The 23,071-nt window shown below is 65.6% G+C and carries 22 protein-coding genes and 4 pseudogenes; 8 read left to right on the top strand and 18 right to left on the bottom strand.

The window, feature by feature from the left end; translation table 11 throughout:
• Nucleotides 1-13: 13 nt before the first annotated feature.
• A complete protein-coding gene (locus tag ACRQ5J_RS10960) occupies nt 14-271 on the bottom strand; it encodes a helix-turn-helix domain-containing protein (protein WP_432383287.1) in 258 nt (85 codons plus the stop codon).
• Between the two features lie 59 nt (nt 272-330).
• Between ACRQ5J_RS10960 and ACRQ5J_RS10955 the strand changes: the two are divergent.
• Both ACRQ5J_RS10955 and chrA read left to right on the top strand, forming a co-directional pair.
• A pseudogene (locus ACRQ5J_RS10955) lies at nt 331-2,635 on the top strand (FdhF/YdeP family oxidoreductase).
• A complete protein-coding gene (gene chrA / locus ACRQ5J_RS10950) occupies nt 2,607-3,824 on the top strand; it encodes a chromate efflux transporter (protein ID WP_432383631.1) in 1,218 nt (405 codons plus the stop codon). Before ACRQ5J_RS10955 ends, chrA begins: the two are co-directional and overlap by 29 nt.
• 138 nt (nt 3,825-3,962) lie before the next feature.
• Here chrA and ACRQ5J_RS10945 read toward each other — a convergent pair whose 3' ends face one another.
• Entirely contained in the window at nt 3,963-4,439 is a 477-nt protein-coding gene (locus tag ACRQ5J_RS10945) for a hypothetical protein (RefSeq protein ID WP_432383286.1), read from the bottom strand.
• An 88-nt stretch (nt 4,440-4,527) separates the two neighbouring features.
• A complete protein-coding gene (locus tag ACRQ5J_RS10940) occupies nt 4,528-5,022 on the bottom strand; it encodes a MarR family winged helix-turn-helix transcriptional regulator (protein ID WP_432383285.1) in 495 nt (164 codons plus the stop codon).
• A 111-nt stretch (nt 5,023-5,133) separates the two neighbouring features.
• Here ACRQ5J_RS10940 and ACRQ5J_RS10935 point away from each other — a divergent pair, with 111 nt between their 5' ends.
• A complete protein-coding gene (locus ACRQ5J_RS10935; protein ID WP_432383284.1) occupies nt 5,134-6,450 on the top strand; it encodes an MFS transporter in 1,317 nt (438 codons plus the stop codon).
• Here the strand turns inward: ACRQ5J_RS10935 and fdhD are convergent, their stop codons facing one another.
• The 7 genes from fdhD to ACRQ5J_RS10900 all read right to left on the bottom strand — a co-directional run bounded on the left by fdhD (nt 6,451) and on the right by ACRQ5J_RS10900 (nt 11,737).
• On the bottom strand, nt 6,451-7,260 hold the full coding sequence (gene fdhD, locus ACRQ5J_RS10930; RefSeq protein WP_432383283.1) for a formate dehydrogenase accessory sulfurtransferase FdhD: 810 nt from the start codon (nt 7,258-7,260) through the stop codon (nt 6,451-6,453). It abuts the gene before it with no gap.
• A gap of 59 nt (nt 7,261-7,319) precedes the next feature.
• Nucleotides 7,320-8,090 carry a GNAT family N-acetyltransferase gene (locus ACRQ5J_RS10925; protein ID WP_432383282.1) on the bottom strand — a complete coding sequence of 257 codons (771 nt, stop codon included), beginning with the start codon at nt 8,088-8,090 and terminating at the stop codon, nt 7,320-7,322.
• Nucleotides 8,091-8,189: 99 nt separating this feature from the next.
• Nucleotides 8,190-8,378: a hypothetical protein gene (locus ACRQ5J_RS10920; protein WP_432383281.1), complete on the bottom strand. Its 189-nt coding sequence runs from the start codon at nt 8,376-8,378 to the stop codon at nt 8,190-8,192.
• Entirely contained in the window at nt 8,342-8,725 is a 384-nt protein-coding gene (locus ACRQ5J_RS10915) for a hypothetical protein (protein ID WP_432383280.1), read from the bottom strand. Before ACRQ5J_RS10915 ends, ACRQ5J_RS10920 begins: the two co-directional genes overlap by 37 nt.
• Nucleotides 8,726-8,767: 42 nt before the next feature.
• Nucleotides 8,768-10,219, bottom strand: a complete 1,452-nt coding sequence (locus ACRQ5J_RS10910; protein ID WP_432383279.1) for a Ppx/GppA phosphatase family protein — start codon at nt 10,217-10,219, stop codon at nt 8,768-8,770.
• Nucleotides 10,220-10,277: 58 nt separating this feature from the next.
• The gene (locus tag ACRQ5J_RS10905) at nt 10,278-11,273 is read right to left on the bottom strand and encodes a diguanylate cyclase (RefSeq protein WP_432383277.1); all 996 of its coding nucleotides are present in this window, start codon (nt 11,271-11,273) and stop codon (nt 10,278-10,280) included.
• A 188-nt stretch (nt 11,274-11,461) separates the two neighbouring features.
• Nucleotides 11,462-11,737, bottom strand: coding sequence for a hypothetical protein (locus ACRQ5J_RS10900; protein ID WP_432383276.1), 276 nt, complete (start codon nt 11,735-11,737; stop codon nt 11,462-11,464).
• Nucleotides 11,738-11,907: 170 nt separating this feature from the next.
• Between ACRQ5J_RS10900 and ACRQ5J_RS10895 the strand changes: the two genes are divergently transcribed.
• A complete protein-coding gene (locus ACRQ5J_RS10895; protein WP_432383630.1) occupies nt 11,908-12,570 on the top strand; it encodes a transferase spermidine synthase in 663 nt (220 codons plus the stop codon).
• On the opposite strand, the gene ACRQ5J_RS10890 is transcribed toward ACRQ5J_RS10895, so the two are convergent.
• The 3 genes from ACRQ5J_RS10890 to ACRQ5J_RS10880 form a co-directional block, all read right to left on the bottom strand.
• Entirely contained in the window at nt 12,520-13,092 is a 573-nt protein-coding gene (locus ACRQ5J_RS10890) for an SET domain-containing protein (protein WP_432383629.1), read from the bottom strand. The two genes, ACRQ5J_RS10895 and ACRQ5J_RS10890, sit on opposite strands and share 51 nt — an antisense overlap.
• Before the next feature lie 91 nt (nt 13,093-13,183).
• The gene (locus ACRQ5J_RS10885; protein WP_432383275.1) at nt 13,184-13,456 is read right to left on the bottom strand and encodes a KTSC domain-containing protein; all 273 of its coding nucleotides are present in this window, start codon (nt 13,454-13,456) and stop codon (nt 13,184-13,186) included.
• 14 nt (nt 13,457-13,470) lie between these two features.
• Nucleotides 13,471-14,508: a LacI family DNA-binding transcriptional regulator gene (locus ACRQ5J_RS10880; RefSeq protein ID WP_432383274.1), complete on the bottom strand. Its 1,038-nt coding sequence runs from the start codon at nt 14,506-14,508 to the stop codon at nt 13,471-13,473.
• Between the two features lie 132 nt (nt 14,509-14,640).
• Here ACRQ5J_RS10880 and gudD point away from each other — a divergent pair.
• A pseudogene (gene gudD / locus ACRQ5J_RS10875) lies at nt 14,641-15,968 on the top strand (glucarate dehydratase).
• A 12-nt stretch (nt 15,969-15,980) separates the two neighbouring features.
• On the opposite strand, the pseudogene ACRQ5J_RS10870 reads toward gudD, so the two are convergent.
• Nucleotides 15,981-17,380, bottom strand: a pseudogene (locus tag ACRQ5J_RS10870) (PLP-dependent aminotransferase family protein).
• 90 nt (nt 17,381-17,470) lie between these two features.
• Here ACRQ5J_RS10870 and ACRQ5J_RS10865 point away from each other — a divergent pair.
• Nucleotides 17,471-17,709: pseudogene (locus tag ACRQ5J_RS10865) on the top strand (hypothetical protein).
• A 219-nt stretch (nt 17,710-17,928) separates the two neighbouring features.
• Here ACRQ5J_RS10865 and ACRQ5J_RS10860 read toward each other — a convergent pair.
• Together ACRQ5J_RS10860 and ACRQ5J_RS10855 are read right to left on the bottom strand one after the other, a co-directional pair.
• Nucleotides 17,929-18,387 carry a nuclear transport factor 2 family protein gene (locus tag ACRQ5J_RS10860; protein WP_432383273.1) on the bottom strand — a complete coding sequence of 153 codons (459 nt, stop codon included), beginning with the start codon at nt 18,385-18,387 and terminating at the stop codon, nt 17,929-17,931.
• A 73-nt stretch (nt 18,388-18,460) separates the two neighbouring features.
• A complete protein-coding gene (locus tag ACRQ5J_RS10855; RefSeq protein ID WP_432383271.1) occupies nt 18,461-18,940 on the bottom strand; it encodes an acyl-CoA thioesterase in 480 nt (159 codons plus the stop codon).
• Between the two features lie 109 nt (nt 18,941-19,049).
• Here ACRQ5J_RS10855 and ACRQ5J_RS10850 point away from each other — a divergent pair, with 109 nt between their 5' ends.
• Both ACRQ5J_RS10850 and ACRQ5J_RS10845 read left to right on the top strand, forming a co-directional pair.
• Nucleotides 19,050-20,366 carry a M16 family metallopeptidase gene (locus ACRQ5J_RS10850; protein WP_432383270.1) on the top strand — a complete coding sequence of 439 codons (1,317 nt, stop codon included), beginning with the start codon at nt 19,050-19,052 and terminating at the stop codon, nt 20,364-20,366.
• A gap of 4 nt (nt 20,367-20,370) precedes the next feature.
• On the top strand, nt 20,371-21,762 hold the full coding sequence (locus ACRQ5J_RS10845; RefSeq protein ID WP_432383269.1) for a M16 family metallopeptidase: 1,392 nt from the start codon (nt 20,371-20,373) through the stop codon (nt 21,760-21,762).
• A 66-nt stretch (nt 21,763-21,828) separates the two neighbouring features.
• Here the strand turns inward: ACRQ5J_RS10845 and ACRQ5J_RS10840 are convergent, their stop codons facing one another.
• Together ACRQ5J_RS10840 and ACRQ5J_RS10835 are read right to left on the bottom strand one after the other, a co-directional pair.
• Nucleotides 21,829-22,125 carry an Hpt domain-containing protein gene (locus ACRQ5J_RS10840; RefSeq protein ID WP_432383268.1) on the bottom strand — a complete coding sequence of 99 codons (297 nt, stop codon included), beginning with the start codon at nt 22,123-22,125 and terminating at the stop codon, nt 21,829-21,831.
• A 38-nt stretch (nt 22,126-22,163) separates the two neighbouring features.
• Complete coding sequence (locus ACRQ5J_RS10835) at nt 22,164-23,021, bottom strand: response regulator (protein WP_432383267.1); 858 nt, start codon at nt 23,019-23,021, stop codon at nt 22,164-22,166.
• Between the last annotated feature and the right edge of the window lie 50 nt (nt 23,022-23,071).

Here is a 23,071-nt window from a genome sequence, read left to right as displayed (position 1 = left end):
GTAGAAAAATCCGTCAGCCCCATAGTTCAGCGGCCATCTGCCGCCCGGCCGCGCTCAGCGCAACGTTGCCGCTGACGCCGCCGTCGTCCAGCGCCAGCGTCACCAGGCCGGCCTCCTCCAGCATCGTCAGCTGGCGGCGCAGCACGCTCATCGGCCGCTGCGCCTGCTTGCTCAGCTTGGCCAGCGAGCACGGTTTGTCCGGCCATTCGGCGTCGATGCGCCACAGCGCCGCCAGCACCCCGGCCAACGCCGCCATCACCTCCTCGTCCATGGTTTACGCTCTTTCTGGGAAATACAATATACTCGTATCAAATAGTACCGGAACGCAACATGAACAAACAGCCCGACGGCCACATTGCAACCTACAACCACCCCAGCGGCGGCTGGGGCGCGCTGAAACAGGTCGCCATCAATCTCGTCCGCGAAAAAGTCGCGGGCGGCAATTACAAAACCCTGCTGAAACAAAACCAGCCGGACGGTTTCGACTGTCCCGGCTGCGCCTGGCCGGACCGCGAGCACGCGTCCACCTTTGAATTCTGCGAAAACGGCGTCAAGGCGGTGGCGGCCGAGGCCACCAGCAAGCGCGTGCGGCCGGAATTCTTCGCCGCCCACACCGTCACCAGCCTGCTGCAACAGTCCGATTACGAGCTGGAACAGCACGGCCGCCTGACCGATCCCATGGTGTATGACGCCGCCAGCGACAAATACCTGCCGATCGCCTGGGACGACGCGTTCGCGCTGATGGCGCGCCACCTGAAGGCGCTGCCCGACCCCGACCAGGCCACCTTTTACACCTCGGGCCGCACCGGCAACGAGGCGGCCTTCCTGTTCCAGCTGTTCGTGCGCATGTACGGCACCAACAACTTCCCGGACTGCTCGAATATGTGCCACGAGCCGACCAGCCGCGGCCTGCCCGGCACCGTCGGCATCGGCAAGGGCACGGTGACGCTGGAAGACTTCGAGCACGCCGACACGCTGCTGATCTTCGGCCAGAACCCGGCCACCAACCACCCGCGCATGATGAACGAGCTGCGCGACTGCGCCCGCCGCGGCGCGGCGATCGTCTCGATCAACCCGCTGCGCGAGCGCGGCCTGGAGCGCTTCACCAGCCCGGCGCACGCGCTGGAGATGCTGACCGGTTCGACCACCAATATCAGCAATATGTTCGTGCAGCCCAAGCTGGCCGGCGACTTTGCGCTGATCAAGGCCATGGCCAAGCGTCTGGTCGAACGCGACGACGAGGCGCTGGCCAGCGGCCAGCCCGGCGTGCTGGACCGCGAGTTCATCGCCCGCCACACCACCGGCTTCGAGGCCTTCGAGCAAGACCTGCGCGCCGAAAGCTGGGACGTGCTGCTGGACGAGTCGGGCGTGCCGAAGCTGCAGATCGACCTGCTGACCGGCATCTTCATCCGCGGCAAAAACGTCATCAGCACCTGGGGCATGGGCCTGACCCAGCACAAGAACGCGCTGAAGACGATCCAGATGCTGTCCAACCTGATGATGATGCGCGGCCAGATCGGCCGCAAGGGCGCCGGCCTGTGCCCGGTGCGCGGCCACTCCAATGTGCAGGGCGACCGCACCATGGGCATCGAGGAAAAGCCGAGCAAGGCCTTCCTCGACCGCATGCAGCAAGTCTTCGACTTCGAGCCGCCGCGCGCGCACGGTCTCGACACGGTGGACAGCATCCAGGCCATGCTGGACGGCCGCGTCAAGGTGTTCTTCGCCATGGGCGGCAACTTCGCCATGGCCACGCCGGACACGCCGCTGACCTTCCGCGCGCTGCAAAACTGCGACCTGACGGTGCACGTGGCAACCAAGCTCAATCGCAGCCACCTGATCATGGGCAAGCAGGCGCTGATCCTGCCGACGCTGGGCCGCACCGAGGTCGACCTGCAAAACGGCGTGCCGCAGGGCGTCACGGTGGAAGATTCGATGAGCATGGTTCACCTGTCCTACGGCATGAACAAGCCGGCCTCGGACAAGCTGCTGTCCGAAACCATGATCGTCGCCCGGCTGGCGCACGCCACGCTGGGCAGCGGGAAAGTCGACTGGCTGGGGCTGGGCGCCAACTATGCCGAGATCCGCGAGCTGATCGAGAAAGTATTCGACGACTTCCACGACTTCAACGCCCGCGTCGCCCATCCGGGCGGCTTCCACCTGCGGGTGGCGTCGCGCGAGCGCGAATGGCGCACGCCGAGCGGCCGCGCCCAGTTCGTGCCGCACGCGGTCGACCTCGACACGCCGATCCACCGCGCCCGCGCCAAATACGGCGAACGGCTGATGACCTTGATGACGGCCCGCTCGCACGACCAGTACAACACCACCATCTACGGCCTGGACGACCGCTATCGCGGCGTGTTCGGCCTGCGCCGCGTGCTGTTCATCAACAAGGACGACCTGGCCCTGCTGGGCCTGAAGAACGGCGAGCACGTCAACATCATCAGCGTGTGGGAGGACGACGTCAGCCGCCGCGCCGAGCGTTTCCTGCTGGTCGAGTACGACATCCCGCGCGGCTGCCTTGGCGCCTACTTTCCTGGAAACCAACGGCCTGGTGCCGCTGCACAGCACCGCCGACGGCGCCGGCACGCCAACCTCCAAGTCCATTCCTGTGCTGCTGGAGCGCTCGGCTGAATAACTCTGCGGAAATCTTCCTGGTGTTCCTGCGGCTCGGGCTGACCTCGTTCGGCGGCCCGGTCGCCCACCTCGGATATTTTCGCGAAGAGTTCGTCCGCCGGCGCGCCTGGCTGGACGAACACGCCTACGCCGACCTGGTGGCGCTGTGCCAGTTCCTGCCCGGCCCGGCCAGCAGCCAGGTCGGCGCCGGCATCGGCCTGCTGCGTGGCGGCCTGCCCGGCGCACTGGCCGCCTTCCTTGGCTTCACCCTGCCCTCGGCGATCCTGCTGGTGTTGTTCGCGCTGGGCGTTTCGCATGCCGGCGCGCAGCTCGACAGCGGCTGGCTGCACGGCCTCAAGGTCGTGGCCGTTGCGGTGGTGGCGCAGGCGCTATGGGGCATGGGCAGGACGCTGACGCCGGATCTGCCACGGGCCGCGCTGGCCATCGCCGCCGCCCTCGTGGCGACGCTGCTGCCGTCGGCGAGCGGGCAGATCGGCGCGATTGTGCTTGGCGGCGCGATCGGCTGGACATGCCTGCGGGCGACGCCTGCCCTGCCCGCCCCCTCGCTGCCGGTGCGCATCAGCCGCCGCGCCGGCGCCTGCCTGCTGGCGCTGTTCCTGCTGCTGCTCGCGGGGCTGCCGATGCTGGCGGCCGGCAGCGACAGTTACGCGGTCAGGCTGTTCGCCGGCTTCTACCGCGCCGGCGCGTTGGTGTTCGGCGGTGGCCACGTCATCCTGCCGCTGCTGCAATCGCAGGTGGTGCCGGCCGGCTGGGTCTCCAACGACGCCTTCCTGGCCGGCTACGGCGCGGCGCAGGCGGTGCCGGGGCCGCTTTCAACCTTTGCCGCCTACCTGGGCGCGATCTCGACGCAGTCGCCGTCCGGCTGGACCGGCGCGGCCATCGCGCTTGGCGCCATCTTCCTGCCGGCGTTGTTGCTGGTGATGGGTGCGCTGCCGTTCTGGGACAGCGTGCGCCGTCACACCGGCGTGCGGCACGCGCTGCTGGGCGTGAACGCGGCGGTGGTCGGGCTGCTGCTGGCGGCGTTCTACCACCCGGTGTGGACCAGCGCGATTCTGGACGGCGGCGACGTCGTACTGGCGCTGGCCGCCTTCCTGCTGCTGGTGGCCGGCAAGTGGCCGCCGTGGCTGGTGGTGGCGCTGACGGCGCTTACGGCCGGATGGCTGCAACCTGCGCTGTCATCCAGTCTATAAACGCGTCCAACCATCGTCTTCGCAGCCTGCGTCTCCCCACCCCTGTCATTCCCGCGCAGGCGGGAATCCAAGGAACGCTGGCGTGCTGCTTCAGCATGGATTCCCGCCTGCGCGGGAATGACGGGGGAGGGGGTGAGGTTAAGCCTCGTCCTTGCGGCGCGTGGCCAGCGCCACGATGGCCGCGCCAGCGGCAACGATCAGCGCATCCTCGATCAAACCGCTGCGGGTCTGGCCGATGCTGGCCATGGCGCGCTTGCGGCCGGCCAGCGTCAGATAGGCCAGCGGCACAGCAGTAGCCACCGCGATGGCCGCGCCGGACTTCTCACTACCCTTCGGCGCCAGCGCCGCGCCAGCGATACCTGCACTGGCGACGCGCGCCATCAGGCCCAGCGGCACGGTGCGGTCCGGCGCCGTCTTCATCTTGTCGCCCAGCAGCTCACCGGCGCCCATGGCCAGCGCGCCGAATTTGAACAGCGGACGATCGAGCAGAAACAGTTCGCCCGGCGTGCGGCGGTCGGCGAGGCGCGCGGTGGCTAGCGTTGCCATTGGCGTCATCGAACGGGCGCTGGCGACAGCGCCGATCAGGGCGGAGGAAAGCAGGCTGCGGATGGACATTTTGGTGGACTCCTGAGATATACGGGATGGGGTCTACCTTAGGCCTTATCGCACCGGCCATCTGTTAGATGGGGCATATAGTGCCGGGCTAGCTCTTGTGCAGGCCGGTGATCAGTTTGGCCAGCAGCGCGTCGAGCTGCGCCTGCTCGGCTGGCGTCAGCGCCGCCAGCGCCTGGCGCTCGTTGGCAACATGCAGGGGCAGCAGCTTGTCGATCAGCGCCAGGCCGGCGGGCGTGAGCCGCACCAGAATGCTGCGGCGGTCGCCCGGAGCAGGCACACGCTCGGTCAGGCCCTTGCGTTCGAGCCGGTCGAGGCGGCTGGTCATCGCGCCGGACGAGAGCATCAGCCGTTCATACAACGCGGTTGGCGTCAGCGCATGCGGTGCGCCGGCGCGGCGCAGCGTGGCGATGACGTCGAATTCGCCTGGGTGCAGTTCGAACTGCGCCGCCAGTGGGCTGAGCCAGTCGCGCTCCAGCAGTTGCGTTGCCTCCAGCAGGCGGCCGACCAGCGCCATGACGTTGGCGTCGATGTCCGGCCGTTGCTCGTTCCACTCGTCGGCTGCGCGTTTTGCCCGGTTTTCCATACATACCTCTACGTTAAGTTACTTCACATCATTCCATTTTCAAGGCCTTGTGTAAAGGCGCTTTCAACGATATGATTTGATATCAAGATACTTTATACAGAGATATATGTTATGAGAAATGCGCGTCAATCGGAGTTTTTGGTCATCGCCGCCATTATCGGGGTGGCGCTGAATCTGCGCCCCGCCCTCGCCGCCATCGGGCCGCTGCTCGATATGATCGAGGCGGCCACTGGCTTGTCGCACACGCAATCGAGCTTGCTGACGTCCTTGCCGGTGTTTGTGATGGGCTTATGTGCGCTTGGTGGCGCGGCCATCGCTGGCCGGGTCAGCGAGCGTAACGGCGTGGCGATTGGCATGGCGCTGATTGGCATCGCTTGCGCGGCGCGTTATGCGGGCGATGGCGGCGCCAGCCTGCTGGTCACGGCGATCATCGCAGGCGCCGGGATCGCGCTGGTGCAAACCTTGCTGCCGGCCTTTATCAAGCGGGGCTTTGGCGCTGGCGCGGGACGGGTGTTTGGCCTGTACACCACCGGCATCATGGGTGGCGCCGCCATTGCCGCCGCCTCGGCTGCAGGCCTGGCCGCGCAATGGGGCTGGCCGTCAGCGCTGGCCGTATGGGCCGCGCCTGCGCTGGCGGCGCTATTCCTCTGGCGCGGCGCCACGCGCCAAACGTTGGCAAGCGTAGCCGCGACTGCGGCTGCGACGCGCTCGGCGACGGGGCAGGCGGCAGGCGTGGCTGGGGCTGTGGCTGCGACGCGCTCGGCGACAGGGCCGGCGGCAGGCGTGGCTGCGGCTCCGGGTGCGGCGCACTCGGCGGCGGTGGCGCGTGACATCCAGACGGCGCGGCCGCGTTTCTGGCGCAGTCGCCGTGCGTGGGAGCTAATGATTTTCTTCGGCATCGGCACCGGCGCGTACACATTGGTGCTGGCATGGCTGCCGCCGTTCTACACCAGCCTGGGCTGGCAGCCATCGCAAGCCGGCCTCCTGCTGGGCGGCCTGACGCTGGCCGAGGTGGCGGCGGGACTGGCGGTATCGGCATGGATCGGCCATTTCCCTGATCGCCGCAAGCCGCTGCTGACGGTGCTGATGTCGCTGCTGGCCGGCCTGGCATGCCTGATCTTTGCACCGCTGCCGCTCGCACTGTGCGCCTGCCTGCTGCTGGGCCTCGGCATCGGCGCGTTGTTCCCGCTGTCGCTGATCCTGACGCTGGACCACCTCGAGGACCCGGCGGAGGCAGGCATGCTTGCCGCCTTCGTGCAAGGCGGCGGCTACATCATCGCCAGCGGCATGCCGCTGCTGGCCGGCCTGCTGCGCGACCGCTTCTCGGACCTGACCCAGGCCTGGGTGGCGATGAGCATCGGCACCGCCTGCATGGCGGTCCTCTGCCTGCAATTCTCGCCGGCGAACTATCGCCGGCTGACACGCTGATCAGGTGTATTCGACGCAGCCGTCCTGGCGGCAGAAGCTCACCAGCTTCAGGCCCGCCTCGGCGGCAATGTCGATCGCCAGCGTGCTCGGCGCCGAAATGGTGGCCAACATCGGGATGTGCATGCGCGCGGCCTTGCGCACCAGTTCATAGCTGGCGCGGCTGGACATGAACACGAAACCGCGCTGCATATCCTCGCCGTCCAGCGCCAGATGGCCGATCAGCTTATCCAGCGCATTGTGACGACCCACATCCTCGCAGACGCGCAGCACGTTGCCAAACGCATCGCACCACGCCGCCGCGTGCACCCCGCCGGTGGCGCGCATCAAGTCCTGATGCTGGCCCAACGCCGATGCGGCGATGGCAATCGCCGGCTGCAAAGCGCCTTCCGCATGCAGCGGCGGCGACCCGATACGCTCCGGTTGGAGATCCAGCAGTTCCAGGCTCTCGATGCCGCATACGCCACAGCCGCTGCGTCCCGCCATCGAGCGGCGCTGCTGCTTGAGCTGAACGAAATCCTCGGTGGCGATGGTGATGTCGATTTCAAAACTGCGCGCATGCTCGCGCACTTCGATATCAAACACGTCGGAACGTTTGGAAACCAGGCCTTCGGTGAGAAGAAAGCCCATCGCAAAAGGCTGGAGGTCACGCGGCGTGACCATCATGACGGCATGCGAAATACCGTTGACGACCAGCGCCACGGGTACTTCTTCAACCACGCTGTCAGTCGCCGACGTGGCGCGGGAACCGCGATGCCGCAGCACCGGGCGCTCCTGAAAGCCCGCTTTATCCGACTCTAAATCCAACTTCATGACAGCCCCGCAGAATAAGCACAACGGCGCTTATTTTACACGGGGCTGCGGGGCCGCGTTTAAGCCGCCTGCGCTTCGTTCACGCCGTAGTGGCGCGCGTAACGCGAGTCCAGATTCGCCAGTGGCATCAGCAGGAACAGGTCAGCGCTCTCGAAATCAGGGTCCCAGGCCGGTTCGCCGCAAATCCACGCGCCCGAGCGCATATAGCCTTTCAACAGAGCAGGCACTTGCGGCTTTTGCGAGGCTTCCAGTTTGGAGAACGGGAATGGCAGGTGCGGCGTCACGCGGTATTCGATCGGCGCCAGATTCCTGGCGGCCAGTTGCTGGTACACGGCGACGGCGTTATGGCCGCCATCGGCCAGCGAAATGCTGGCGCAGCCGACCAGGAACTCGGCGTTCTCGCGGCGCATATACTCGGCCAGGCCGGACCACAGCAGCATGATGACGCTGCCGCCACGATAGTCAGGATGAATGCAGGCGCGGCCCGCTTCGACGATGCGGCCACGGATGTTGTTCAGGCGGCCCAGATCGAATTCGCCCTCGGAATACAGGCGACCCAGCTTGCGGGCGCGGTTGGCGCTCAGCAGGCGGTAGGTGCCAACCACCATCAGGGTGTCGGAGTCGCGCACGATCAGGTGATCGCAATGCTCGTCGAATTCGTCGCTATCGAGGCCGTCGGCGCGCTGCAGCGCGGTCAGGCCCATGGTTTCGATGAATACCTTGTAGCGCAGGCGCTGCACTTCGCGCAGTTCTTCCGGCGTGCTTGCCATGCTGAGTACCAGCTTGCCGGTCGTGGCCCGGGCGTCGGCTTGAATAATCGAGGTTTGCATGCTTCATCCCTTTTGTGTGGAAGACGAAGCAAGCGTAACCAGCGAATACTTCAGGAAAATGACAATAAAATGTCATTTTCGTGACCTGTTGTTTTTAAATCAGGCTTTCTTCGGACGGCCGGTTTTCAGCTGCGGCAGGCCCGCCAGCACATTTTTCAGCGTCGCCAGATCGATCTGCGAGATCAGCGCCACGCCCACGCGCAGCAGTTCACTCTTCTTCACTTCGAAGCCGGCTTTGAGGGCGGCCTTTTTCACCTGGCCCAGCACAGCGTATTCGGCTTCCGGCATGGTGAAGCTGTCGCGCACCAGCTTTTCCTTGTGCGCTTTTTCACTTCCGCCGGGGCGGCGGCCGGCTTGGCGGCGATTTTAGGGGCAGCGGCTTTAGGGGCGGCCTTCGGCGCAGCTTTTGGAGCGGCTTTCGGCGCGGCTGGCTTGGCGGCGGCGCGTGGCGCAGGCTTGGCGGCTGGTTTAGCGGCTGGTTTAGCGGCGGCCTTCGGCGCGACCGGTTTGGCGGCTGCGCGCGGCGCCGGCTTGGCGGCTGGTTTGGCCGCGGCCTTCGGCGCTGGTTTCGCGGCGGCCGGCTTGGCGGCTACGGTCTTGGTGGCGGTGGTGCGGGTGGCTGGTTTGGTCGCCATATTCACTCCAATTTAGTCATCAATATAAACAGTATATATCATTTAGCTAGTACGAATCGCAAAGTCGACGCCAACCTCGTCCCACTGCTCCTGTTCCTTCTCCAGCCAATACGACAGCGTAGGATGCTCGGCCACCCATTCGCGGCTGATTTCCAGCTCGATGCGGCTCTTGAAACGCAGTTTAAGTTGAGTGAAATCGATATCGATCCGTGAATGCATGAACAATACTGATAAGCGAAACGCCACGATGGCCTTGGCGAAGTCCGGGTCTTCCAGCACCTCGGACACCTTGCGCAGATTACCCTTGTGGGCGACGATCAGGCGGCTCATGGTGCGCTGCTCGCGCGCCGTGAAGCCCGGCAGATCGGCGTTCTCGATGATATAGGCGGCGTGCTTGTGATAGCCGGTGTGCGACACCACCATGCCCATCTCGTGCAGCAGCGCGCTCCAGTACAGCAGGCGGCTGTACTGCTCGGACGACGGCTTGGTCTGCGCGTACAGCGCCAGCGCGTCCACCGCGACCCGGTTGGCGCGGCGCTCGTCGACGTGGAAACGCTCCACGCAGGCCTGCACCGACTGCTCGCGGCGATCGCGCTTGGTCGAGCGCAGGTGCAGATCCCACATCACACCCATGCGCAGGCCCGCCTCGATCGGCTGCACCTGCGGAATATCCAGCTCGCGCACCAGGCCAATCAGGATCGCCAGGCCGCCGATGATGGTCGAGGCGCGGTCCGGCTTCAGGCCCGGCATGTCGATCTTGCTGACGTGGCCGAACTCGATGAAGCGCTGCTTCAGGGCCTCCAGCGTCTGCGCGTTTACTTCGCGTCCGATGCCGTTCTTGACGATGATGTCGGCGATGGTGCGCGCGGTGCCGGAGGAACCATAGCACTGGCGCCAGAATTGCGGATGGTACGGTGGCGCGGCGTCCTCGAAATGGCTGCGCGCCGACAGGATGGCGGCCTCGAACGACGGTCCGTCCACGCGGCCGCCGATGAAGAACGACAGGCTTTGCTTGACGGTGCCGACGCTGAACGACTCCACCCGTTCGATTTCCGGGCCGCGGCCCAGTATCAACTCGGTCGAGCCGCCGCCGATGTCGATCACCAGCCGGCGCTCGCCCGGCAGCGCCACCGCATGCGCCACGCCCATGTAGATCAGGCGCCCCTCCTCCTCGCCGGAGATGATTTCGATCGGATAGCCAATGGCCTTTTCTGCCTCCGGCAGGAAGGCGGCGGAATTGCGCGCCACGCGCATCGCCGACGTGGCCACCACGCGCACCGCATCGAGCTTGTACGCGGCCAGCACGGCGCGAAAATTCTTCAGGCAGTTGAGGGCCGCCTGCATGGCGGCAGGCGTCAGGTTGCCGTCCTTGTCAAGGCCGGCGGCGAGGCGGATCGGCTCGCGCACGCTTTTCAGGACGCGAATGGCCTCCCCATCGTGCTTGCCGATGTGGAGGCGAAAACTATTGGAACCCAGGTCGACGGCAGCGTACATATAATAGGCAATTGGACTAAACGATTTACACCATTATAAGCACGATAGGCCGAATTTGTTACAGCTTGATGACTTCGGCTTCCATAACGCGGTTGCGGCCGGCCTGTTTGGCCGCCTGTAAGGCCTCGTCGGCGCGCTTGAACAGGCTGACAGTGCTATCGTCGGCGCGGATGGTGGTCACGCCCAGGCTGGCCGTCATGTTGATGATGGCCTTCTCCGCCTTGACCGGCTGCGCGGCGACGGCGTTGCGGATGCGCTCGGCCACCATGGCGGCGTCCTCCAGCGCGGTGCGCGGCAGCAGGATGGCGAATTCGGCGCCGCCCAGGCGGCCCATCTGGTCCGAGTCGCGCAATTGTTTCTTGCATACGTCAACCATGGCCTTGAGCACCAGGTCGCCGGCCGTATGGCCGTAGCTGTCGTTGACGCGCTTGAACTGGTCCAGGTTGAGAATCACCAGCGCAGTCGGCAAGCCGGGCCGGCGCGCCAGCGCGATCCATGGCGTCAATGCGGTGTAGAAGCCGCGCCGGTTCGGCACATCGGTCAGCGCGTCGACCACTTCCAGCCGCGCCAGCTCGCCCTGCTCCTGCTCGCGCGCCAGCAGCAGATAGCCGAAGGCGTTGCCGAGCATCATCAAATACAGCGCGCCCATGCCGGCCGCCTGCACCGCCAGCGGGTTCGCCCAATCCGGCGACAGCAGCGACAGCAGGCCGCGCCCGAGCACCGCCACGGTCAGCGCCAGCATCAGCAGCACCAGGTAGCGGCGCAGCGCGGTGCCGCTGCGCCAGCCGCGCCCCAGCGCGGCGGCGCCGGCCAGGAAGAAGCAGCCGGTCGCCAGCGCGGCGATGGCGATGCGGCCGCCTGCCGGCAGCTGCAACAGCCAGGCACCGGTGTACAGGCCGGCCGACACGCCCAGCGCCGGCAGCAAATAGTGGCGCCACACGCGGCGGCCGGCCTGTTCCCACAGCGCGGCGGCGTCCAGCGCGAAACCGGCGAACAGCACGGCGTTGGCAAAGGGGATGGTCAGCACATCGGGCAGCGTGCCCCGCAGGTACAACAGCGTCCAGGCCAGCGCCTGGCATTGCTTGGCGCGGGTCCAGGTCGCGTGGAAACGCGTGCCCCGGCCGTCGCGGCGCGCGCCGGCCTCAAAAGAACAGCGCTGCGCACAGGCTCAGATTGCCTAGTGCCAGCGCCAACAGCAAGGTTTTGATGTCCATGACCGCCGCCCGACGTCAGTTCCGGGCCTTAAACCTCGTGCTCGACGTTGCTGCTGCCATCGCCCACCTTGCTGGCCCAGGCCTGGGTGAAGAAAGCTTTCTCGTCTTCGGTCGGGGTGTCGTGCCAGAACACGATCAGCGTGCCCTTGTGGTCATGCAGCTGGCTGACTTTCTCGATAAAGCTCTGCTTGCCCGCGAGGTCGGCCAGCGCCGCCACGTAGCCGTAGACGCGGGTCAGGCGCTCCAGGCGATCCGGTTCGGTGAAGCTGTTGGTGGCGGTAAGCGTAGGGTGGTCTAAAAACATCGTATCTCTCTCCAAGTCGGCCGCCGAGGGGCTGGCCCGTGCTAGCGCCATGCTACTATGATTCCCTACGTAAATCCACAACCCGGCCCAACTTGACCACACCCACCCAACGCCCGCCGCCACAGGTGCGCACCGTCGGCGACAAGCGCCTGCTGGAATTCCAGCCCGGCATGGTGCAAAGCGAGATGCGCCTGTCCCGGCCGGACGACCTGGTGCTGAGTTATGTGCGGGCGATGATGTGCTTTGTGCTGTTCCAGCCGCGACCGCGTCACATCGTCATGGTCGGCCTGGGCGGCGGCTCGCTGGCCAAGTTCTGCTACCGCTATCTGCCGCAGGCGCGCATCACCGTGCTGGAGCTGGACCCACAGGTGATCGCGCTGCGCGAGCAGTTCGCCATTCCGCGCGACGACGCCCGCTTCCACGTGATCGAGGCCGACGCAGCCGGCTACATGAGCAAGCTGGCCGGCAGCGCCGACGTGTTGCTGGTTGACGGCTTCGACGCCGACGGCCTGCCGCCGCCGCTGGGCAGCGCCAGCTTCTACGCCGACTGCCAGCGCGCGCTGCGGCCGGGCGGCGTGATGGCGGCGAATATCTTCAGCTACGACCCGAACTACAAGGCCATGCTGCGCCGGCTGCGCCAGGCGTTCAGCGGCCGCATCTGCTCGTTCACTGGCATCGCCGGCAACAACCGCATCGTGTTCGCGGTCAACAGTGGCGGCGACTCGCCGGCGCTGGCCATGCAGCAGAAGGTGGCGCGTACCGGCGGCCTGGCGCTGCCGCTGTTAAACCGCCTGCTGGCGCACTGGATCGTGCTCAGGCTGCGGCGCGGCTAGGCCGGGCAGCGACGCCGGCTTGGCGCGCGGCTTGCGCTTGCGCGGCTTGGGCGCCAGCATCGTGCCAGTACAGTTGAGCGCGCCGCAGCGGCAGGCAAACGCGCGCTTGATGGCGGGCGTGTGGCGGCCTTCGTAAATCAGCGGATAAGAATAGCTGAGCTCCTCATCTTGCCGGATGTCGTGCAGCGCGTAGATGAAGATGCGGCCGTCCTCTTCCTCGATGGCCTCGCAGTTCGGCTCGCAGGAATGGTTGATGAAGCGCGCCTCGTTGCCGTGGTCGCCGCCGTCGATGACGTTGCCGTTGGCCAGGCTGAAGAAGAAGGTGTGGTTGTGCGGGCCGCCCTGGATTTCGGCGCGCACCTGCGCCTCGTCCCAGGTGATTTCGCGGCCGCCGTATTCGATGATGCGTTCGCCGGGCGCGATGTCGCGGCGCGCGAACACGCCATTGCCGTGCACCGATGAGCGCTCGACACGGTAGGCCGGGTTTGGATCTGTAGCGGGCTGGAGACTGGCTTCGGACATGGCAATCACGATGATCAAAGATCGTTCGATTAAACCACATTTTCGCGGCGCGCATGCACAGCGCGCGCGAGAAAAACAGCATGCCGGCGTTTCAGCTGTCGCCCGGTGGACGGAACAGGTCTTCCAGATCGGCGCGGGTGGTCGGTTTGCGCACCACGCCCTTGCGGCCGGTATATTCTTCCTCGATGTTGTCGCGGTAGTAGCTCCACGCAGCGCCCGACGTGGACAGCTTGCGCCACACCTCGTTGCCGACGCCGCTGTAGTCGATGGCCGTGCCGTCGTCCAACTCTACGCGCAACAGCTTGTCGCGCGCATCGTAACCGATGGCCCGCAGCTTGCCCGCGTTGATGCGTTTCATTTCCATGCTGGCCTCCTGTGTCATGTGCTGCCGCGCTGGATCAGTTCGAACCCGGTATCGGTCAGGCTGGCCACCGCCCTGCCCTCGAGCCGGTCGAGGATCGCTTGCGCTGCCATACGACCGATATTAGCGCCATCGACGCGCACAGTCGATAGCGGCGGATAAGTATGCGCGGCAAAATTCAGGTCGCCAAAGCCGGTCACCGCCAGCTGTGCGGGCACAGCGAGGCCACGTGCGATGGCCTCGGTCAGCACGCCGTGCGCCAGCGTGTCGGAGCTGCACACCACTGCGTCGATCGCGGGGCAGGCCGCCAGCAGCGCCGCCAGGCCGTCGCGCCCCAGCGCGAAGGTCGACGGCAGCGGCATCATCTGCAGCGCCGCCACCGCGACGCCATGCTTGGCCAGGCCCGCCTGCAAGCCCTGGTTGCGGCGCGCCGCGCGCGGGTCCTGCACCGCCAGGATGGCGATGCGCCGGTAGCCGCGCGCCAGCAGATGCTGGGCCAGCGCGTGGCCCACCTCCTCGTGCGAGAAGCCGACCATCATGTCCACCGGCGACGGCGTCAGGTCCCAGGTTTCCACCACCGGCAGCTGCGCGGCCTGCAAGCGCCGGCGCGTGCTGTCGGTGTGCAGCGAACCGGTGAGGATGACGCCGTCCGGCCGCCGGCTGAGTATGGTTTCGACCAGCAGCTCCTCGCGCCAGGCCTCATAGCTCGACAGGCCCAGCATCACCTGGTAGCCGGCCGTGGTCAGATGGTCGCTGGCGGCCTGCACCATGTCGGCAAAGATCGGCGTCGAGATGGTCGGCAGTATCAGCGACACCAGCCGGCTGCGCGCCGACGCCAGCGCGCCGGCCATCATATTCTTCACGTAGCCGGTCTGCGCCACCGCCGCCTGCACCTTTGCCAGCGTGTTGGGCCGCACCAGGTGCGGCTGGTTCAGCGCGCGCGAGACGGTGATCGGCGACACGCCCGCCACCTCGGCCACCTCGGCCAGCGTGGCGCCGCTGACGGCGACCTCGCCGGCAAGCGTGCGCAAGCTGCGTATCCGGGTCTTGTCCATGCAATTGACGATAAGGGTTGATATGGCATTCTAGCAGCCCACATCATTTTCTATCATTAAATTTGCTTGAAATTTAGGATTTATGGGGCTAACATCAAATGACAGCGCAATCATTTTTAACAGGAGACCTTGATGACCACCCCTCGCATCGTTGACGTTCGCGTCATTCCAGTAGCCGGCCGCGACAGCATGCTGCTCAATCTCAGCGGCGCTCACGGCCCCTACTTCACCCGCAACCTGGTGATCCTGACCGACAGTTCGGGCAACACCGGCGTAGGCGAAGTGCCGGGGGCGAGAAAATCCGTAAAACGCTGGAGGACGCCCGCCCGCTGCTGCTGGATCAGCCGATCGGCAACTACCGTGCACTGCTCAACCGCGCCCGCGCCGCCTTCGCCGACCGCGATTCCGGCGGCCGTGGCCAGCAAACCTTCGACCTGCGCGTCGCCATCCACGCCATCACCGCGCTGGAAGCGGCGCTGCTCGACCTGATGGGCAAATTCCTCGGCGTGCCGGTGGCCGCCCTGCTCGGCGAAGGCCAGCAGCGCACCGAGGTGGAAATGCTGGGCTATCTGTTCTACGTGGGCGACCGCACCGCCACCGACCTGCCCTACGCCGGCGTGCCGGACAACGCCAGCGACGAATGGACCCGCATCCGCACCGAGCAAGCCGTCACGCCGGAAGCCGTGGTGCGGCTGGCCGAAGCGGCCTATGAGCGTTACGGTTTCAACGACTTCAAGCTGAAAGGCGGCGTTTTCCGTGGTGAAGAGGAAATCGAAGCGGTCACCGCCATCCATGAACGCTTCCCGCAAGCGCGCGTGACGCTGGACCCGAACGGCGGCTGGCTGCTGAAGGACGCGATCCGCCTGTGCCGCGACAAGGGCGACGTGCTGGCCTACGCCGAAGACCCATGCGGCGCCGAGAACGGCTACTCAGGCCGCGAAGTAATGGCCGAATTCCGCCGCGCCACCGGCCTGCAAACCGCCACCAACATGATCGCCACCGACTGGCGCGAAATGCGCCACGCGATCCAGCTGCAATCGGTCGACATTCCGCTGGCCGACCCGCACTTCTGGACCATGCAAGGTTCGGTGCGCGTGGCGCAGATGTGCCACGAATGGGACCTGACCTGGGGTTCGCACTCGAACAACCACTTCGACGTTTCGCTGGCCATGTTCACCCACGTGGCGGCCGCAGCGCCGGGCAACATCACCGCCATCGACACCCACTGGATCTGGCAGGACGGCCAGCATCTGACCAAGAACCCGCTGCAGATCAGGGGCGGCATGGTGCAGGTGCCGACCACGCCGGGGCTGGGCGTGGAACTGGATATGGACGCCGTCGAAGCCGCGCATCACCTGTACAACAACATGGGCCTGGGTGCGCGCGACGACGCGGTGGCGATGCAGTACCTGATCCCCGGCTGGAAGTACAACAACAAGATGCCTTGCATGGTGCGCTGACAGCGCGTACTTCTACACCACGGCGGCGCGGAAAGACTCGGGCCGCCGTGCCAGCAACTGCGACAGCCGTTGCAGCCCCGCCTGCAAGCGTCCACGGTCTTTGATGCTGCCCAGCGAGATGCGGATGGCATTCACGGCGCCGCCGCTGGTAGCGAAGGCCTCGGCCGGCGTGACGGCAATGCCCTCGCTCTCGGCCGCGCGCGCCAGTTGCGACGAGTTCCAGTACGCCGGCAATTCCAGCCATACATGCAGGCCGTCGCCGGCGCCGCTGTAGCGCCCCGCCAGAATATCGCGCGCCATCCGGTGCCGTAGCCGCGCCTCGTTGCGGATGCCTTGCATCAATCCCGCCGCCGAACCATCGAGTATCCACTGCGTGGCCAGCGCGGCCGTCAGCGGCGCGGCCATCAGCGCGAATGATCGCAGCGCAACCAGAAAACGTTCGCGTTCGTGCGGGTCGCGGATCAGCACAAAGGCGACACGCAAGCCGGGCGTCAGGCATTTCGACAGCGTTGCGATGTAGTACGCCTGCTCCGGCGCAAACGTGGCAAGCGGCGGCGGTGGCGCATCGGCAAGCAGCCAGTAGGGATCATCTTCCACGATGCGAACTTTGCAGCGCCTGGCGATGCCGGCGAGTTCCTTGCGGCGGCGTTCCGGGATGGTGACGGCGGTCGGGTTTTGCAGGGTCGGATTGAGGTAGACCAGCGCCGGCTGGTGTTCGCGGCACGCCTGCTCGAACCGCGCAGGCAGCATGCCGTGCTTGTCCGTTTCCACCGCAATGATGCGCCGGCCGAATTGGGCAGCTGCGACGCGCAAGCCGGGATAGCTGATCGGTTCGGCCAGAATGACATCGCCAGGCTCGGTGAGCGCAAGCATCAATGCGGCGATCGCGGCTTGCGCGCCCGGACAGACAACGACCTGTTGCGCGTCCAGATCACCGAACATCGGTTCGAGCCACCGGGCGCCAGCCTTGCGGTCGGAGTCGCTACCGCCGGCCAGGTGGTAGGTCATCAGCAATTCCGTGTCTGTCCGCATCAGCACTTGCGACAAGCCCTGTTTCAGCATATCGTCGAAGTCCACGCCGTCGGGCGGCGGCGGCGTGTTCATGCTCAGGTCCAGCACCGCGTTCAGTTCCACTTTCGGCGCCGCGACATAGGTGCCGCGCGCGCCGCGGCCCTCCAACAAGTTGCGGCGCCGGGCTTCATCGTAGGCGCGCGTAACCGTCGTCAGGTCGACGTCCAGCTGCGCCGCCAACTGGCGCTGCGGCGGCAGACGGTCGCCCGGCTTCAGCGCCCCGCGCTCGACCGCCGCCTGCAACGCGTCGGCAATCTGCAAAAACGGGGGCCGCCGTGCGCGGCCAGGCGCGGCAACCACAGCGCCACGTTCTCATCTTGTATGGTTCTTAACTGGGACATTTTGTCTCAATGTATGGAAATTGCTTTTAAGTAGTATGCGTCATAATGTGCAGCAATAGATAGTCTTTAGTAAGACAGGAAATACTCAAAATGGTCGACTGGATCCCGGTAATCTTCGTAACGTTCAAGTTCCTCGTGCTCGGCATCGGCATGTTCTACGCCATCAAGTGGCACTACGACCAGGGCAAGAAAGGCAGAGAGAAGGAGCGGCGCGAGGTGCTGCTCGCCGCCGGCAAGATCGCGGCAGTCTTCGTGCTATTGGTCCTGCTGCTGGGGGCGTCACGTTCGCCGTGATCAAGATGCTGGGGATGGACTTGAACTTCCTGTGAGCAAACCCCGTCGTTCCCGCGCAGGCGGGAACCCATGCTGAGCGTCACTCAAGCCGCCCATGGATTCCCGCCTGCGCGGGAATGACGGCCAGGTGGGGCAACGCACCCAACAATGCCCACAGATTCTGTGGACAACATTGTTAACAAGTCGGCTTTCCGGATGCAAGTCATTGACGCATAAGCGAAAAGCCGATGTGCCAGCAAAACGGGCAGCCGTCCTTATTTCCTGCTGACCTGGCGCGCCGTGTCATGGTATTGCCACAGCACGTTGACGATTTTCCATTCATTGCGCCGGTTTTTATACAGGTGCATATAGTCAATCCACTCGTCGGCGCTCAGCTTGACGGTGGCCACGCGCTGGTCGATATCGAGGATGTTGATATCGACCCGTGGCCGCGCCGGGAATTTGCTGCCGTCCTGATTAAAGGTCCGGGCGACCCTGACCATGGTGTCATGGTCGGTATGCATGACGAATTCCGTGCCGTCCGCAGCCTGCCAATAGGTGCGCTTGGCCAGTTGCGGATCGATGCCGCGTTCCATCCTCGCAGGATCGGCCTGGTGCTGGGATTCGATGTAGTCGCGCACCGCGCGCTCGATCAACTGCGCGTCGCTGGCCTCGCCTGCCGAGGCCAGCAGCGGTGCTGACGCCAGCACGAGCAGCGTCAAATAGCGTTTCATGTGGCGACCTCGTAAAGTTGGCAACGCGCACATCACAACACAAAACCCGTCGCCGCGCAATCGCGCCCGGCCGTTACTGCTTGCGGTTGCCGTGCACCATCTGCCTTGACTGCTTGCGCAGCAGCGCCTGCTCCCAGCGCTGCTTCTGTTCCTCGGTCTCCGGCACCAGCGTCGGCACCTTGACCGGTTTGCGGTCCTTGTCCACCGCCACCATGGTGAAGTAGCAGCTATTGGCGTGGCGCACCAGGCGCTGCTGGATATTTTCGGTGACCACGCGGATGCCGACTTCCATCGAGGTGTTGCCGGTGTAGTTGATCGAGGCCAGGAAAGTGACCAGCTCGCCGACGTGAATCGGCTGCAGGAACATCACCTGATCGACCGACAAGGTGACGACATAGCTGCCGGAATAGCGGCTGGCGCAGGCGTAGGCGACGCTATCGAGGTATTTGAGAATGGTGCCGCCGTGGACGTTGCCTGAGAAATTTGCCATATCCGGTGTCATCAGCACGGTCATGCTCAGTTCGTGCTCGACCCAGTTCATTGGTTTTTCCATTGGTAGTTGCTCCTGGTTGTGGTTGCCACCATGCTAGCCGCTATGCTTGCCATTCGCAAATACTTGTCAAAAAGTTGTATGCTTTGCGCTGATCTTTAAAGGAGCGCTCATGAAATGGAAAGTTTTGGCCGCCAGCGTCGTGCTGGGCCTGGCCGCCACCGCGCAGGCCGCCGTCAGCGCCGACCAGGTGCAGACCTTCACGCTGGGTAACGGGATGAAGTTCATCGTGCTGGAATCGCACAGCATCCCCAACGCCAATATGTACACCTTCTGGAAGGTTGGCTCGCGTAACGAGGCGCCCGGCATCACCGGGCTGTCGCACTTCTTTGAACACATGATGTTCAACGGCTCCAGGAACTTCGGCCCGAAGATGTTCGACCGCACGATGGAAGCCAAGGGCGGCTCCAACAACGCCTACACCTCGACGGACCTGACCGTGTACCAGGACTGGTTCCCGGCGTCGTCGCTGGAAACCATTTTCACGCTGGAGAGCGACCGCATCGCCCACCTGAACATCGATCCGAAGATGGTGGCGAGCGAGCGCGGCGTGGTGCTGTCGGAGCGCAGCACGGGCCGCGAGAACTCGAACTTCCGCGTGCTGTGGGAAGAAGTCACCAGCGTCGCCTTCACCGCGCACCCGTACCAGTGGTCGGTGATCGGCCACGAATCCGACATCAAGGCCTGGACCCAGCAGGATCTCGAAACCTATTTCCGCACCTACTACGCGCCGAACAACGCGGTGGCGGTGGTGGTCGGCGACGTCAAGGCCGACGAGGTGAAAAAACTGGCCACCAAATACTTCGGCGCCATTCCGAAGCGCGCGCTGCCGCCGGCGGTGCGCACCGTCGAGCCGCCGCAGACCGGCGAGAAGCGCGTGTTCGTCACCAAGGAATCGGCCACCTCGCCGAACCTGATCATCGCCTACAAGATCCCGCAAGCCAATCATCCCGACTATTACGCGCTGGACGTGCTGCAAAGCCTGATGGCCGACGGCAAAACCTCGCGCCTCTACAAAGCACTGGTGGAAACCCAGCTGGCCACGCAGGTCAGCGCCAGCGGCATGCGCGGCTTCGATCCGGGCCTGCTGTCGCTGAGCGCGGTGGCGGCCGCCAAGGTCGCACCGGCCGCGCTGGAACAGGCGCTGCTGGCCGAGGTGGACAAGCTGGTCAAGGACGGCGTCAGCGCCGAGGAACTGCAAAAGGTGAAGAACCAGAAACTGGTCAACCTGTACCGCGAGCAGGAAACCATCAACGGCAAGGCGCACCAGCTGGGCCTGTACGAAGTGTTCTTCGGCGGCTACCAGAAAATGTTCGACGCCCCGGCCGCCTATGAAAAACTGACGCCGGCCGACATCCAGGCCGTCGCCGCCAAATACCTGAAAAAATCGCAGCGCACGATCGGCGTGCTGGCCGCGAAGGAGGACTGATCATATGACCCGCAAGCTCATCACCACCACCGCGCTGGCGTCCGCGCTGTGCGCCGCCGGCCTGGCGCACGGCGCCGAATTCCGCCTGCCGGAGTTCGACACCGTCACCTTGCAGAACGGCCTGACCGTCTACCTGATGGAGCGCCACGAAGTGCCACTGATCTCGGTGCGCGCCGTGGTCAAGGCCGGCTCCGTCAACGACGGCCAGCAAGCCGGCCTGTCGAACCTGACCGGCGACGCCCTGCTGCTCGGCACCACCGCGCATGACAAGGCCAGCATCGACCAGGCTTTCGACTACCGCGGCGCGCGGCTGGCCGGCGGCGCCGGCGCCGAAGCGAGCACCGTGCAGGCCAATTTCGCCAAGGCCGACACGGCCGCGCTGCTGCCGCTGTTTGCCGAAATCGTCCAGCAGCCGAGCTTTAACGACACCGAACTGGCCAAGCTGCGCGAGCGCAAGGTCAGCGGCATCAAGCAAGCCAAGGAAGCGCCGCGCAACGTTGTGCAGACCTACTACCGCGCCATGCTGTTTGGCGACGCGCCGTATGGCATTCCGGCCAGCGGCACGGTCGGCAGCGTCGGCGCGCTCAAGCAGGCCGATGTGCAGCGCTACTACCAGCGCTACTACCGTCCGGACAACGCCGCCATCATCGTGGTTGGCGACTTCCAGAAGGCCGAGATGCGCAAGCAGATCGAATCGCTGTTCGGCGCGTGGAAAGCCAGCGGCCCGGCGCCGGCTGCGCAAAACAACGGCAAGGTACAGGCCGACAAGGCGCGCGTACTGCTGGTCAACAAGGCCGACGCCATCGAAACCACCTTCCTGATCGGCGGCGCCGGCATCGCCCGCAACGATCCGGACTACGTCCCGCTGCAAGTGGTCAACACCGTGCTGGGCGGACGCTTCACCTCGTGGCTGAACGACGAATTGCGGGTTAACTCCGGCCTCACGTATGGCGCCAGCAGCGGTTTCGGCACGCTATCGCAGACCGGCACGTTCGCCATCAGCAGCTTCACCGCGCTGCCGAAGACCGAAGCGGCGCTGGCGTTGGCGCACAAAACCTACCAGCGGCTGTGGGACAAGGGCATCGACAAGGCCACGCTGGACTCGGCCAAAGCCTACGTCAAAGGCCAGTTCCCGCCGCGCTACGAAACCAGCGAACAGCTGGCGGGGCTGCTGGGCGACATGTACGCCAACCAGGTGGGACGCGAGCAGATCGACAACTTCACCAAATCGGTGGACAGCCTGACGCCGGAAAAGGCCAAGGCGCTGGTCGACAAGCACTTCCCGCGCGCCAGGCTGCAAACGGTACTGATCGGCAAAGCCGACGCGATCCGCGACATCGCCAAGCAATACGGCGACGTCACCGAAATCGACATCACCGCCGACGGCTTCCGCTAACCCCTGGGGGTCAAACCCCGGGGGTCAGGTCTGACAATCGCACAGGAGCTCTGCCGTAGCAGCCCACTAGGGCACAGCTCGTGTGCGAATGTCAGACCTGACCCCGGATAGGAGTTGTTCGATGTCGGCGGTGACGCCGGGGCAGGCTTGCAGGACCGGCTCCAGGGCCGGCCAGGCGCTGGGGTCGTCTTTTAGTGCGCGCTCGGCTTGCTGCGTGAGCACGGCGAGACGGTCGGCGCCAACCGTGCCCGCCAGGCCTTTGAGCGTGTGCAGCGCCGGCAACGCGGCGGCCAGGTTTTGGTCGGCGCGCGCTACCGCCAGCTGCGCCGCCAGCTTTTCCGCTTCGGCGATGAAGCTGCGCAACGCGATCAGGTAGACCGGTTCCAGCCCGCCCAGGCGCTTCAGGGCGGCCGCGCGGTTGATGCCGGCCGGGGCAAGGCGCCCGCAGCGGCGGTCGCGGTTGTCCCGCCGGCCGCCGCTGCGGCGGGACGGGCCAGCGGGCGGCCGTCGCGGCGGGCGTGTTTCAGGATGACTTCGATCAGCTGGTCCAGGTCGAACGGCTTGCCGATGTGGTCGGCCATGCCCGCCTCCAGCGCGGCAATGCGGTCCGAGGCCATGGCGTTGGCGGTCATGGCGACGATCGGCGGCGTCGCTTTGCCCAGCTGGGCCTGGATGGCGCGCGTGGTCTGGTAGCCGTCCATTTCCGGCATCTGGATGTCCATCAGCACCAGGTCCGCCGCCGCACCGCCGCGCGCGATTGCCGCCAGCGCCATCGGCCCCGAACTGGCCACTTCCACTTGCGCTCCTTCATTACTCAGCAGTTCGCTGGCGACTTGCTGGTTGGCCGGATTGTCGTCCACCAGCAGCAGCCGCAGCCCGGCCAGCCGGCGCAGCGCCGGCGCCAGCGCCGTGTCCAGCGGCTTGCGCTGCTCCAGCCGGGCGTCCGCCACGGCGTCGAACAGCATCGAGGCGGTGACCGGCTTGACCACGAAGCCGTCCAGCACCGGCGCGATCTGCTGCTGCCGCTGCGCCAGCACTTCGCGGTCGTGCGCGGTGACCATGACGATCAGCGGCGTCTGCCCGGCCGGCATCCGCTCGCGGATGCGGCGGCTGGTTTCCCAGCCGTCCAGCGCCGGCATGCGCCAGTCGATGAAGACCACGTCGTAGGCCTTGCCGCGGCCGCCCTGGGCGGCGATCAGCTCCAGCGCCTCGTAGCCATCGGCGGCGACGTCGGCGCGCCAGCCGAAGCCGGCCGCCATGTCGCGCAGCACCGCGCGCGCCACCGGGTTGTCGTCCACCACCAGGCAGG

Origin of the sequence: Duganella sp. P38 (genome assembly GCF_050859475.1) — a bacterium.
Taxonomy (GTDB): Bacteria; Pseudomonadota; Gammaproteobacteria; order Burkholderiales; family Burkholderiaceae_D; genus Rugamonas.
Note: the sequence above shows the minus strand (reverse complement) of the source record. Positions and strands in the feature narration are given on the sequence as shown.

Bases quoted from the DNA above. Each gene is read 5' to 3' on its own strand.
- ACRQ5J_RS10960 (WP_432383287.1), bottom strand. From the start codon at position 271: ATGGACGAGGAGGTGATGGCGGCGTTGGCCGGGGTGCTGGCGGCGCTG.
- ACRQ5J_RS10945 (WP_432383286.1), bottom strand. From the start codon at position 4,439: ATGTCCATCCGCAGCCTGCTTTCCTCCGCCCTGATCGGCGCTGTCGCC.
- ACRQ5J_RS10940 (WP_432383285.1), bottom strand. From the start codon at position 5,022: ATGGAAAACCGGGCAAAACGCGCAGCCGACGAGTGGAACGAGCAACGG.
- ACRQ5J_RS10935 (WP_432383284.1), top strand. From the start codon at position 5,134: ATGAGAAATGCGCGTCAATCGGAGTTTTTGGTCATCGCCGCCATTATC.
- fdhD (WP_432383283.1), bottom strand. From the start codon at position 7,260: ATGAAGTTGGATTTAGAGTCGGATAAAGCGGGCTTTCAGGAGCGCCCG.
- ACRQ5J_RS10925 (WP_432383282.1), bottom strand. From the start codon at position 8,090: ATGCAAACCTCGATTATTCAAGCCGACGCCCGGGCCACGACCGGCAAG.
- ACRQ5J_RS10920 (WP_432383281.1), bottom strand. From the start codon at position 8,378: ATGCCGGAAGCCGAATACGCTGTGCTGGGCCAGGTGAAAAAGGCCGCC.
- ACRQ5J_RS10915 (WP_432383280.1), bottom strand. From the start codon at position 8,725: ATGGCGACCAAACCAGCCACCCGCACCACCGCCACCAAGACCGTAGCC.
- ACRQ5J_RS10910 (WP_432383279.1), bottom strand. From the start codon at position 10,219: ATGTACGCTGCCGTCGACCTGGGTTCCAATAGTTTTCGCCTCCACATC.
- ACRQ5J_RS10900 (WP_432383276.1), bottom strand. From the start codon at position 11,737: ATGTTTTTAGACCACCCTACGCTTACCGCCACCAACAGCTTCACCGAA.
- ACRQ5J_RS10895 (WP_432383630.1), top strand. From the start codon at position 11,908: ATGGTGCAAAGCGAGATGCGCCTGTCCCGGCCGGACGACCTGGTGCTG.
- ACRQ5J_RS10890 (WP_432383629.1), bottom strand. From the start codon at position 13,092: ATGTCCGAAGCCAGTCTCCAGCCCGCTACAGATCCAAACCCGGCCTAC.
- ACRQ5J_RS10885 (WP_432383275.1), bottom strand. From the start codon at position 13,456: ATGGAAATGAAACGCATCAACGCGGGCAAGCTGCGGGCCATCGGTTAC.
- ACRQ5J_RS10880 (WP_432383274.1), bottom strand. From the start codon at position 14,508: ATGGACAAGACCCGGATACGCAGCTTGCGCACGCTTGCCGGCGAGGTC.
- ACRQ5J_RS10860 (WP_432383273.1), bottom strand. From the start codon at position 18,387: ATGAAACGCTATTTGACGCTGCTCGTGCTGGCGTCAGCACCGCTGCTG.
- ACRQ5J_RS10855 (WP_432383271.1), bottom strand. From the start codon at position 18,940: ATGGAAAAACCAATGAACTGGGTCGAGCACGAACTGAGCATGACCGTG.
- ACRQ5J_RS10850 (WP_432383270.1), top strand. From the start codon at position 19,050: ATGAAATGGAAAGTTTTGGCCGCCAGCGTCGTGCTGGGCCTGGCCGCC.
- ACRQ5J_RS10845 (WP_432383269.1), top strand. From the start codon at position 20,371: ATGACCCGCAAGCTCATCACCACCACCGCGCTGGCGTCCGCGCTGTGC.
- ACRQ5J_RS10835 (WP_432383267.1), bottom strand. From the start codon at position 23,021: ATGGCGGCCGGCTTCGGCTGGCGCGCCGACGTCGCCGCCGATGGCTAC.